This is a genomic window from Spirillospora sp. CA-142024, assembly GCF_050942325.1.
In the GTDB taxonomy this organism is placed as follows: Bacteria; Actinomycetota; Actinomycetes; order Streptosporangiales; family Streptosporangiaceae; genus Spirillospora.
Genome location: NZ_CP192077.1, coordinates 307,244 through 318,623, shown reverse-complemented (window position 1 = coordinate 318,623; position 11,380 = coordinate 307,244). Strand labels below are relative to the sequence as shown.

Genomic DNA, 11,380 nt, shown 5'->3' with positions numbered 1-11,380 from the left:
GGGGCGGGCCCCGCAGGGCCCTGAAGACATGTGGCAAGTGGCGATAGCAGAAGGCGGGGCGCCGTGAGCACCAAGGACTACCTGGAGAAGGACTACTACAAGGTCCTCGGTGTCGCGAAGACGGCCTCGCAGGAGGAGATCAAGAAGTCCTACCGGAAGCTGGCCCGCAAGTACCACCCGGACGCCAACAAGGGCGACGCCGAGGCCGAGGACCGCTTCAAGGAGGTCTCGGAAGCCTACGACGTCCTGTCCGACGAGAAGCGCCGCAAGGAGTACGACGCGGTCCGGTCGATGCCGGGCGGGTTCCGCGGCCAGCAGGGCGGCGGTTTCCCGTTCGACCTCGGCGACCTGTTCGGCCAGCAGGGCGGCGGGACGCAGGCGGGCGGCGCGGGCGAGCGCATCGGCGATCTGTTCGGCGGCCTGTTCGGCCGCGGCGGCGGGGGCACCCGCCCGACGGGGACGCGCCGCGGACGGCGCGGCGCGGACGTCGAGACCGAGGTGACGCTGTCGTTCGGCCGCGCGATGAACGGCGTGACCGTCCCGATCAAGCTGACCAGCGAGGCGGCCTGCAACAGCTGCCGGGGGACCGGCGCGAAGGCAGGCACCGTGCCGCGGGTGTGCCCGAACTGCGAGGGCACCGGGCACGAGACCCGCAACCTCGGCAACTTCGGCTTCCAGGAGCCGTGCAAGGAGTGCCGCGGCCGGGGCCTCGTCGTCGACGACCCGTGCCCGACCTGCCACGGCAGCGGACGGGCGACCGGCACCCGCACGATCCAGGCCCGCATCCCGGCGGGCGTCGCCGACGGCCAGAAGATCCGGCTGAAGGGCAAGGGCGCGCCCGGCGAGAACGGCGGCCCCGCCGGCGACCTGTACGTGAACATCAAGGTGAACCCGCACAAGGTGTTCGGCCGCAGCGGCGACAACCTGACGCTGACCGTCCCGGTGACGTTCCCGGAGGCGGCGCTCGGCGGCGAGATCAGGGTCCCGACGTTCCAGGGGCAGCCCGTCACGCTGAAGCTGCCGGAGGGCACCCCGAACGGCCGCAAGTTCCGCGTGAAGGGCCGCGGCGCCAACCGGCGCGACGGGACGAAGGGCGACCTGCTCGTCACCGTCGACGTGCACGTCCCGCAGAAGCTCGACGAGCAGTCACGCGAGGCCCTGGTCCGGCTGCGCACCGCCGGCGCCGGCGACGACCTGCGCGCCGACCTCCTCCAGCAGGCCAGACAGGAGTGATGGTCATGGATCCCTTCGGCGATGACACTCCGGTCTACGTGATCTCCGTGGCGGCGCAGCTGTCCGGGCTGCACCCGCAGACGCTGCGGACGTACGACCGGATGGGCCTGGTGTCCCCCGGCCGCACGGCCGGACGGGGCCGCCGCTACTCGATGCGCGACATCGTGATGCTCCGCGAGATCCAGAGGCTCTCGCAGGAGGAGGGCATCAACCTGTCCGGCATCAAGCACATCCTGGAGCTGCAGCGCGACAACGTGCGGCTCCGCGACGAGCTCGGCAAGGCGCACGCGGCGCTCGAGGATCTCGCGAACGAACTCGAATCGACCCGTGCGGTCGCGGCGCGGCTGGCGCAGCAGCGGCGGCACGGGGAACCGGGCGGCACTCCCGGCGCCGACCTCGTGCCCATCAGGCATACGAGCGTCGTGGTCTGGCACGAGCGCAACTCGGACTGATCTTCTCTCACGGGGACGGGTATGGACTACAAGCTGACGCAGAAGAGCCAGGAGGCGGTGTCGGTCGCGGTCCGCAGGGCGGCGGCCGAGGGACATCCCGAGGTCGAGCCGCAGCACCTGCTGGTGACCCTGATCGGGCTGCCCGAGGGGACGGCGGTGCCGCTGCTGGAGGCGATCGGCGCCGACTGGCAGGTGGTCAGGCGGCGGGCCGAGGAGCAGCTCGCCGCGATGCCGAAGGCGCAGGGCTCCACGGTGGCGACGCCGCGGATCTCCGGGCAGCTGCAGCGGTCGATCAACACGGCCGCGAACCGGGCGCAGCAGCTGGAGGACGAGTACGTCTCGACCGAGCATCTGCTGGTCGGGCTGGCCGCGGACGGCGGCCCGGCGGCGGGCCTGCTGAAGGAGTTCGGCGCGACGCCGCAGGCGCTGCTGGACGCGTTCGAGAAGGTGCGCGGCCACGCCCGCGTCACCAGCGAGAACCCCGAGGGCACCTACCAGGCGCTGGAGAAGTACGGCGTCGACCTGACGGCGCTGGCCCGGTCGAACCGGCTCGACCCCGTCATCGGCCGCGACTCGGAGATCCGGCGCGTCGTGCAGGTGCTGTCGCGCCGCACGAAGAACAACCCGGTCCTCATCGGCGAGCCGGGTGTGGGCAAGACGGCGATCGTGGAGGGGCTGGCCCGGCGGATCGTCGCGGGGGACGTGCCCGAGTCGCTGAAGAACAAGCGCGTGATCTCGCTGGACCTCGGCTCCATGGTGGCGGGCGCCAAGTACCGGGGCGAGTTCGAGGAGCGGCTCAAGTCCGTCCTGAACGAGATCAAGGAGAGCGACGGCCAGATCGTCACGTTCATCGACGAGCTGCACACGGTGGTCGGCGCGGGCGCGGCCGAGGGCGCGATGGACGCGGGCAACATGCTCAAGCCGATGCTGGCGCGCGGCGAGCTCCGCATGATCGGTGCGACCACGCTGGACGAGTACCGGGAGCGGATCGAGAAGGACCCGGCGCTGGAGCGCCGGTTCCAGCAGGTCTTCGTCGGCGAGCCGTCGGTCGAGGACACCATCGGCATCCTGCGCGGTCTGAAGGGCCGGTACGAGGCGCACCACGGGGTGCAGATCACCGACGCGGCGCTGGTCGCGGCCGCGACGCTGTCCGACCGCTACATCACCGGCCGGTTCATGCCGGACAAGGCGATCGACCTGGTGGACGAGGCGGCGGCCCGGCTCAACATGGAGATCGACTCCCAGCCCGTCGAGATCGACGAGCTGCAGCGCCGGGTGGAGCGGCTCAAGCTGGACGCGCGCGGCATCGCCGGCGACAGGACCCAGCAGGAGCGGTACGCCGAGCTGGAGCGGACGATCGCCGACCGCGAGGAGCGGCTCCGCGAGCTGCAGGGCCGGTGGGCGCGCGAGAAGGACAGCCTCAAGGCGATCGGGCGCCTGAAGAAGGAGCTCGACGAGGCCCGCGGGCGGGCCGAGCAGGCCGAGCGCGACCGGCACATGGACGAGGCGGCCGGCCTCCGCGTCCAGGAGATCCCGCGGCTGGAGCGGGCGCTGGAGGACGAGCAGCTCAAACTGCAGTCGCTGGCCATCCAGGAGCTGCGGGGGGTGGTGGAGCACCTGCGCGGCGAGGAAAGCGAGCTCGCCGCCTCCGGAGCCGACCCGGACCGGCTCGCGGCGCTGACCGCCGAGATCGAGGCCAAGGCCGCCGAGCTCGCCGCGCTGGAGGAACGGCAGCAGCGGGCCCAGCAGCGCCGGGAGCGGATCCGCGAGCTGACGCAGAAGATCGACTCCGCGAACGCGCGGGCCGAGGAGCTGCAGATCGACGCGGCCATGCCCGGGATCACCGGGCCGGAACGCGACCAGAAGTACGAGCAGCTGGCCACGGTGCGGACCCAGATCCTGCAGTGGCAGAAGGAACTGGCCCCGCTGCGGGACGAGGCCGACGCCGACGCGGGCCACGAGCAGACCATGGTCAAGCCCGAGGTCAGCGCGGACGACATCGCCGAGGTCGTGTCGAGCTGGACGGGCGTCCCGGTGGGACGCCTGCTGGAGAGCGAGACGGGCAAGCTGCTCCGGATGGAGGACGAGCTCGGGCACCGGCTGATCGGCCAGGCCGCGGCCGTCAAGACCGTGTCGGACGCGGTGCGCCGCGCCCGCGCGGGCATCTCGGACCCGGACCGTCCGACCGGCTCGTTCCTGTTCCTCGGCCCGACCGGCGTCGGCAAGACCGAGCTGGCGAAGGCGCTCGCGGAGTTCCTGTTCGACGACGAGCGGGCGATGACCCGCATCGACATGAGCGAGTACTCCGAGAAGCACTCGGTCGCCCGCCTGGTCGGCGCGCCGCCCGGATACGTCGGCTACGAGGAGGGCGGGCAGCTCACCGAGGCCGTCCGGCGCCGCCCGTACTCGGCGGTGCTGCTGGACGAGGTGGAGAAGGCGCACCCGGAGGTCTTCGACATCCTCCTGCAGGTCCTGGACGACGGCCGGCTGACCGATGGCCAGGGGCGCACGGTCGACTTCCGCAACACGATCCTGATCCTCACGTCCAACATCGGGTCGCAGTTCCTCGTCGACCCGACGCTGGAGAACGGGATGAAGCGGGAGGCGGTCTGGAACGCCGTCCGGAACTCGTTCAAGCCGGAGTTCCTCAACCGCCTCGACGACGTGATCCTGTTCGACGCGCTGTCGACCGACGAGCTGACCCGCATCGTCGACCTGCAGGTCGACCGGCTGGCCGAGCGCCTCGCCGACCGGCAGCTCACGCTCCAGGTCACCCCGGCCGCCCGCGAGTGGCTGGCGCTGACCGGCTACGACCCGCTGTACGGGGCGCGGCCGCTGCGCCGCCTGGTGCAGACGGCGATCGGCGACCAGCTGGCCCGCGAGCTGCTGTCCGGCGACGTCCGCGACGGCGACGCGGTGATCGTCGACCTGGACGAGGCCGCCGACCGGCTCACCGTGGAGCCGTCCCGGGGCCTGACACTCACCAAGTGAGGGACGCGGACCCGGCCCGCCGGGTCCGCGCCGTCCCTTGTGTACCAAGATCTGTGGTTCGGGCCGCTTCGGGGGGTGCTTGCGCTATGGTGCGCGGGTAACCACTTGATCATCTGGAGTAGGCACCCCCATGCCGGAAGTCGAGCAGCTGCGTCCCGAGGATCCGACCGAGGTGGGGACCTACCGGCTGGTCGGAAGGCTCGGCATGGGCGGCCAGGGGGTCGTCTACCTCGGCGCCTCCAAGGACGGCGGGCCGCACGTCGCGGTGAAGTTGCTGCGCGAGGAGTTCGCCGCCGACCCGCGGGTCAGGGACCGGTTCGTCAAGGAGATCGCCGCCGCGCGGCGGGTCGACCCGTTCTGCATCGCCCAGGTCCTGGACGCCTCCGTCGAGGGGTCCCGCCCGTACGTGGTGACCGAGTACGTCGAGGGCCCCTCCCTGCAGCAGGCGGGGCCGCGGGACGGCTGGGCGGCCCTCCAGCGGCTCGCCGTCGCCACCGCCACGGCCCTCGCCGCCATCCATGACGCGGGCATCGTCCACCGCGACTTCAAGCCGTCCAACGTCCTGCTCGGCCCGGACGGGCCGCGGGTCATCGACTTCGGGATCGCCCGGGACACGGCGGGCCCGCTCACCCTCACCAGCAGCATCATCGGCACCCCGGCGTACATGGCCCCCGAGCAGTTCGAGGGGCAGGTCGTCGGCGCGCCGGGCGACGTGTTCGCCTGGGGTTCGGTCATGGCGTTCGCGGCGACGGGACGTCCGCCGTTCGGCGCGGACACCTTCCCCGCGATCATGAACCGGGTCATCCGCGGCGAGCCCGACCTCGGCGACCTGCCCGAGCCGCTGCGTTCGATCGTGGTGTCCTGCCTGGCCAAGGACCCCGCCCAGCGGCCCCTCATGCGGGACGTCATGCTGCGCCTGGTCAGCGGACGCTCTTCGGCGACCGACGCGCAGTCGCCCGTCGCCGTCCCGCCGGTGCCCTCCGGCCCGCTCCCGGCCGCGACCTCGCCACAGCCTCCCATGGGCCCGCCTCATCCGGCCGCGGCCCCGCTCCAGACGACCGCGGACTCCCCGCAACCACCGACGGGCCCGATTCCGCCGGGTGCGGGACCGGTTCTGCCGACCGAAGGCGCCCAGGGGGCGCGGCGGCCGGATCCCAAGCGCCGCCGGCTCCTGCTGCTGGCCGGCGCGGGTGCGGGCGCGGCGGTGACGGCGATCATCGTCGCGGCGGCGCTCCTCTGGCCGGGCGCCGCGGACGCCGGCGACTCCGCCAAGGGCTCCGGCTCCGGGTCGAACGGGCCCGGGCTCGGTTCCCCTCAGGAGTCGGTCGACCCGAACACGGCGGGGAAACGTGCGCTCGGCGGCAACGGGCGGTCACCGGCCCCCTCCTCGTCACCGGATCCGGCCAAGTCAGGCCCCGGTTCGCGGCCATCGTCCAAGACGAGTCCCGGGTCTTCCGGCGGCGACGCGCCGCGGCAGAACCCGACCTCGCCAGGCGGAGGCAACGGCGGCGACGGAGGCGACAACGGCGACGGTGGCGGCGCCTCCGACAAGCCGGCGGTGGTGATCACCATAGTCGGCACCAAGAACGGGAGCTGCTACACCAAGGGCGGCTACCAGTGGCAGATCAACTCCGTCGTCACCAAGCATTGGGTCTACGTCGACGGCAGCGAGGTCGACGCGGGCACCGACCGCTCGGGCGGCACGGGTCCGCAGACCTTCTGGGGAAGCGGACCGCACACGGTGAAGATCTACCTGGAGCAGCCCAACATCGTGCGGTCCGCCTCGTGGACCATGTGCTGACGGCGAGCGCGTGAACGGCGCCGCCCGATCCGGGCGGCGGTTTTTCTCCGGCCGTTGATCTGTTTCAGGCACGGCTGCGTATCTCATTCCCGGGCGGGGGTCTGCCGACCTGGCGTCACCGTCAGGTCTCGGGAAGGAGAGTGGCCGCATGCGGCATGTTCAACGTTGGAGACCGAGTCCGAAGGTGTGGGCCGCGGCGGGGGCGGTCACCGCCGGGCTCGCCGTCACCGGGGCGCTTCTGAGCCACGGGGCTCAGGAGGCGGGGCAGGGCCGCTCGGTCACCCTGTCGGCGGGCAACGGGGCCGCTGCGAAGGCGAGCAATGCCCGGATCGTCTGCCCGGACGTGGCGAGCCGATTGCCGGCCGTGCCCGCGTCGGCCAAGGCCGAAGTCGACCGCAACCTCGCCCTACTCCAGACCCAGATCAACGAAGCCAACCGCCGCCTGGCCACCAGCGCAGGACAAGGCGGACCCAACTTCGTCCAGAACGCCATCCTCGGCCCACTCACCGGCAAACGCACCGCCGCCATCGACCGCATCAGCATCTCCATCGGACGCACCGCCGCCCGACCCACCGGACTCGAATCACTCGCCACCTGCCAACTCGGCAACGCGGCGGGCGGAGGCGGGGCAGGGGGTGGCGGCGCAGCGGGCGGAGGCGGCGCGACAGGGGGTGGCGCATCGGGAGGGGCTTCCGCGTCGCCCGCCCCGCAGGCGAGCACACCGCAGGGAGGCGGCGCGGGCGGCACAGGTCAGATCGTCTGCCCGGACGTGGCGAGCCGGCTGCCGGCCGTGCCCGCGTCGGCCAAGGCCGAAGTCGACCGCAACCTCGCCCTACTCCAGACCCAGATCAACGAAGCCAACCGCCGCCTGGCCACCAGCGCAGGACAAGGCGGACCCAACTTCGTCCAGAACGCCATCCTCGGCCCACTCACCGGCAAACGCACCGCCGCCATCGACCGCATCAGCATCTCCATCGGACGCACCGCCGCCCGACCCACCGGACTCGAATCACTCGCCACCTGCCAACTCAGGAAATGACCCGGCCGGGGAGTGACTCCCCCTGAAACGTACGGCGCCGCGGAACGCCCCAACCGTCCGCGGCGCCGTACCTCGTTCAGAGCGCAGTACCGGCCCGGGGGCCACCCCCGGGCGGACACGCCTCAGACTTCGAGGTTCTCCTCGATTTCGCGGAGGCGGTGGCGGGCCAGGGCGAGGTTGGCGCGGCTTCGGTCGAGTGCCGCGTAGATGAACAGGCCCTTGCCCTTGCGCCCCGTCAGCGGGCGGATGATGTGGTACTGCGTGGAGATGCTGATGAGGATGTCCTCGATTTCCTCCTTGATGCCGAGTTGCTCCATCGTGCGGAACTTGGCGCGCACCACCTCGGTGTTGCCGGCGGAGGCGACCTGCAGGTCGAGGGCCTTGGAGCCGCCGATGTGGCCGAGGGCCATGCCGCTGTCGTAGTCGACGACGGCGGCGCCGACGGCCCCGTCGATCGACATCATGTCCTTCAGGGCGAGGTCGAGGTTGGACATGCGTGTGTTCCCCTTTCCTTGGTCATTTACGTACGGCGCGCGCCTGTGAGGTGCGCGGCGATGGCACGGGCCGCGGGGCGCGACTCCAGGTGGAGCCGCCCCACATTGACCGACGGGCCCGCGAGGACGGTCAGGGACGCGGTCGGCCCGGCCGCGTAGATGACGACGTAGCCGTCCACGCCGCGGATCACCACCTCGTGGAAGGCGCCGCCGTGCGCGGTCTGCGCGATCCGGTGCGCGAGGGACAAGCCGGTCGCCGTCACGGCCGCCATCCCGGACGGTTCGACGGACTCGGGCAGGTCCTGCGCGATGAGCAGCCCGTCCGCCGACGCGACCAGGCTGCCGGTGAGCTGCGGGACGCGCGCCCGCAGCCCGCGCAGTTCCGCCGCCACCTGGGTCTCGGGGCGCCGTGCCGCCGTCCCCGTCCCCGCTCGTTTCGCCACCTTCGTCAGCCTTTCGATCACTCGTCTCACCGGTCGGCCGGCCCCTTCGGCCCGTCGGTCCTTCGCACGGTCAGCCGAGCTCCACCAGCGCCGCCCGGAGCCGTCCGAGCAGGTCGTGGTCGGCCGGCGCCCAGTCGGCCGGGATCTCGGTACGGGGCGGTGGCGGGGGGCCGGGGACGGCGGGCGGCTCCGTCCGGATCAGGGAGGCGGCGGCGAGGCCCCGAACCGCGAGCACGCAGCCGAACGCCGTGCGGCCGAGTTCGCGGGCCAGCCGGGCCGGTGTGCGCCGGCCGTCGGCGTTGAGCAGGATCTCCGCCTGGACGCCGGTCAGGATGACGCGCTGCCGGCGGACGCGCCGGACCGGCATGACGGGAGCGGCGTCCACGGCGCCGTCCGGCCACGCGGCGTCGAGCAGGGCGCGGCGCCGGCGCCGCTCGTGCACGAGCGTCGCCACGGTGATCCGCCGGGGCCGGCCGCTCGGCGGCCCCTCGGTGAACACCGGCTCGGCCGTGGAGCCGAGGAGGAAGTAGGCGGCGTCGAACATCGCGAGCAGCGCCGTCAGTTCGGGGTCGGGCCCTTCCGGTAGGCGGCCGGGGCCCGGCGCGTGCCGGCTCTCGGCGTCGATGACGGCGCCGCGGTCGAAGCGGACCGAGCCGTCGGTCCCGACGCGCAGCAGCCCGGTGCGCCTTTCCCGCTCCAGCGAGCCGAGGACGGCCGGAATGCGCTCGATGTTCCCTTCGACCACGTCAGCCGCCCGTCATTTCGCCGACGAGGGCGCGCATCTGGATCCGGGCAAGGGCGAGGTTGCCGTTCTCCCTGTCCAGCAGCAAATGGACGAACAGGTGGCCATCGAGATTCGCATCCGTGAGGGCCAATAAGTGATATCCGTGAGTGCCGCAAACAATGATCTCCTCTACGTCGTCCCCCGCCGCGGTCGCGCTGAGCGCCGGTGTCGTCAGCACCGCGCGCACCACGTCGGTCGCCCCCGCCGCGTCCTCGTGCTGGTCGAGGAGGTCCTCCCGGCCGGCCGCGGCGACGGCCAGCCCGCTGGCGCCGTCGACCAGGGTGACCCGCTGCGCCCCCGGAATCGTCATCATCCGCGCCATGCAGTCGTCAATGCGCAAGCCCATTCCCCCACCGAATGAGAGTTGCAGAAACTCGACCATAGCCAGAAGTTCGCCGCCTGCAACATAAAACAGCTGAACCATAACGAAATTGACTGACCGGGATATAAGTACCACTCAGTATGCGAACCGGTCAGGACGGATATGACCTCATCGTCCGTGAAATCGGCCCGCTGCCGCTGCTTGTTCCGGCGCGCCCCCAAACCGCGGCCGGCGTACCTCGTTCAGAGCTCGTGCAGGCGGCGGGTGAGGAAGCGGCGGTCGGGCTCGGTCCGGGCCTGGCCGAGCGCCTCCCGGTAGGCCGCCGCGGCCTCCTCGTTCCGGCCGAGACGGCGCAGCAGGTCGGCGCGCGTCGCCGGGAACAGGTGGTAGCCGTCCAGACCCTCGATGGTGTCGAGGAGCGCCAGGCCCACCCGCGGCCCGTCCGCCATCGCCACCGCCACGGCCCGGTTGAGCCGGACGACCGGGCCCGGGTTCATCGCTTCGAGCCGCCCGTACAGCGCGGCGATCTGCGGCCAGTCGGTCTCCGCGGCCGTCCGCGCGTTCGCGTGGCAGGCCGCGATGGCGGCCTGCACCTGGTAGGGGCCGGGTGTGCCGCGGCGGAGCGCGCCGTCCAGCAACTCGACGCCTTCGGCGATCGCCCGGCGGTCCCAGCGTTCGCGGTCCTGCTCGTCCAGCGGGACCAGGTCGCCCGCCGCGTCCTGCCGGGCGGCCCGCCGGGAGTCCTGGAGCAGGAGCAGTGCGAGCAGGCCGGCGGTCTCGGGGTCTCCGGGCATCAGGCCGTGCAGGACGCGCGCGAGCCGGATCGCTTCGGCGCACAGGTCGACCCGCACGGGATCGGCGCCCTCGGACGCCGCGTATCCCTCGTTGAACAGCAGGTACACGACGCCGAGGACGGACGCCGTCCGCTCCGGCAGCAGGTGCGCGGCCGGCACCCGGTACGGGATGCCCGCCTGCCGGATCTTGCGCTTGGCCCGGACGAGCCGCTGCGCCATCGCCGGTTCGGCCACCAGGAACGCCCGTGCGATCTCGCCGGTCGTCAGGCCGAGCAGGGTGCGCAGCGTGAGCGCCACCCGCGCCTCGATCGGCAGCGCCGGATGGCAGCAGGTGAAGATCAGCCTGAGGCGGTCGTCGGGGACGCCGCCCGGGCCGGGCGGCTCCTGCGGGCCGGTCATCGTCGCGAGTTCCCTGAGCTTCTCGGTCTCGGTCGCGCCCCGCCGGATCCGGTTCAGCGCGTGGTTGCGGGCGGTCGTGGTCAGCCAGGCGCCGGGACGCCGCGGCACCCCGGCGTCCGGCCACCGTTCGAGGGCCCGCGCGAACGCCTCCTGGGCGCACTCCTCGGCGAAATCCCAGTCGCCGGTCATCCGGATGAGGGTCGCGACGACCCGCCCCCACTCCTCGCGGAAGGCCGCCGCGACCGCCTGCTCGACGCCGTCCGTCAGTCCTCCCCGAGCGGCCACAGCGGCCGCACCTCGATCGTTCCGGACCGGGCCGACGGGTGCTTGGACGCGATCTCCAGCACCTCCTCGAGATCGGCGCAGTCGATCAGGTCGAAGCCGAGGATCTGCTCCTTGGTCTCGGCGAACGGGCCGTCCGACAGCAGCGTCTCGCCGTCCCGGACCCGGACCGTCGTCGCGGCGTCGGTGTGCCGCAGCCGGTCCCCGAACCTGCGGACGCCCCGGCCGTCCATCTCCTTGACCCACGCTTCGGTGTCGGCCATCATCGCCGCCTGCTCGTCCGGGGGCAGCTCCCCTCCTTCGACACCGCAGATCAGCATCATGTACTGCATGGCTCCTCCTCCTA

The 11,380-nt window shown here is 72.3% G+C and carries 11 protein-coding genes; 5 read left to right on the top strand and 6 right to left on the bottom strand.

What is annotated here, in order from left to right; all coding sequences use genetic code 11:
* Window positions 1-63: 63 nt before the first annotated feature.
* The 5 genes from dnaJ (at window position 64) to ACQPZP_RS01575 (ending at window position 7,516) form a co-directional block, all read left to right on the top strand.
* Window positions 64-1,233: a molecular chaperone DnaJ gene (dnaJ, locus tag ACQPZP_RS01595; RefSeq protein WP_433475825.1), complete on the top strand. Its 1,170-nt coding sequence runs from the start codon at window positions 64-66 to the stop codon at window positions 1,231-1,233.
* Complete coding sequence (locus ACQPZP_RS01590) at window positions 1,233-1,685, top strand: heat shock protein transcriptional repressor HspR (protein ID WP_433475824.1); 453 nt, start codon at window positions 1,233-1,235, stop codon at window positions 1,683-1,685. Before dnaJ ends, ACQPZP_RS01590 begins: the two co-directional genes overlap by 1 nt.
* A gap of 21 nt (window positions 1,686-1,706) precedes the next feature.
* Window positions 1,707-4,676, top strand: a complete 2,970-nt coding sequence (locus ACQPZP_RS01585) for an AAA family ATPase (RefSeq protein ID WP_433475823.1) — start codon at window positions 1,707-1,709, stop codon at window positions 4,674-4,676.
* Window positions 4,677-4,806: 130 nt separating this feature from the next.
* Window positions 4,807-6,477: a serine/threonine protein kinase gene (locus ACQPZP_RS01580; RefSeq protein ID WP_433475822.1), complete on the top strand. Its 1,671-nt coding sequence runs from the start codon at window positions 4,807-4,809 to the stop codon at window positions 6,475-6,477.
* Between the two features lie 148 nt (window positions 6,478-6,625).
* Window positions 6,626-7,516, top strand: coding sequence for a hypothetical protein (locus ACQPZP_RS01575; protein ID WP_433475821.1), 891 nt, complete (start codon window positions 6,626-6,628; stop codon window positions 7,514-7,516).
* Window positions 7,517-7,638: 122 nt separating this feature from the next.
* Here ACQPZP_RS01575 and ACQPZP_RS01570 read toward each other — a convergent pair whose 3' ends face one another.
* The 6 genes from ACQPZP_RS01570 to ACQPZP_RS01545 all read right to left on the bottom strand — a co-directional run bounded on the left by ACQPZP_RS01570 (window position 7,639) and on the right by ACQPZP_RS01545 (window position 11,366).
* Window positions 7,639-8,010 carry a hypothetical protein gene (locus ACQPZP_RS01570; protein WP_433475820.1) on the bottom strand — a complete coding sequence of 124 codons (372 nt, stop codon included), beginning with the start codon at window positions 8,008-8,010 and terminating at the stop codon, window positions 7,639-7,641.
* Window positions 8,011-8,036: 26 nt separating this feature from the next.
* On the bottom strand, window positions 8,037-8,483 hold the full coding sequence (locus tag ACQPZP_RS01565; RefSeq protein WP_433475819.1) for a roadblock/LC7 domain-containing protein: 447 nt from the start codon (window positions 8,481-8,483) through the stop codon (window positions 8,037-8,039).
* Window positions 8,484-8,523: 40 nt separating this feature from the next.
* Complete coding sequence (locus ACQPZP_RS01560; RefSeq protein ID WP_433475818.1) at window positions 8,524-9,198, bottom strand: hypothetical protein; 675 nt, start codon at window positions 9,196-9,198, stop codon at window positions 8,524-8,526.
* Between the two features lies 1 nt (window position 9,199).
* Window positions 9,200-9,619 (bottom strand): hypothetical protein, encoded by a 420-nt coding sequence (locus ACQPZP_RS01555; protein ID WP_433475817.1) that lies wholly within the window; start codon window positions 9,617-9,619, stop codon window positions 9,200-9,202.
* A 182-nt stretch (window positions 9,620-9,801) separates the two neighbouring features.
* Window positions 9,802-11,037 (bottom strand): RNA polymerase sigma factor, encoded by a 1,236-nt coding sequence (locus ACQPZP_RS01550; RefSeq protein ID WP_433475816.1) that lies wholly within the window; start codon window positions 11,035-11,037, stop codon window positions 9,802-9,804.
* Window positions 11,016-11,366 (bottom strand): YciI family protein, encoded by a 351-nt coding sequence (locus tag ACQPZP_RS01545; protein ID WP_433475815.1) that lies wholly within the window; start codon window positions 11,364-11,366, stop codon window positions 11,016-11,018. The genes ACQPZP_RS01550 and ACQPZP_RS01545 overlap by 22 nt, the downstream gene beginning before the upstream one ends.
* Window positions 11,367-11,380: the final 14 nt, after the last annotated feature.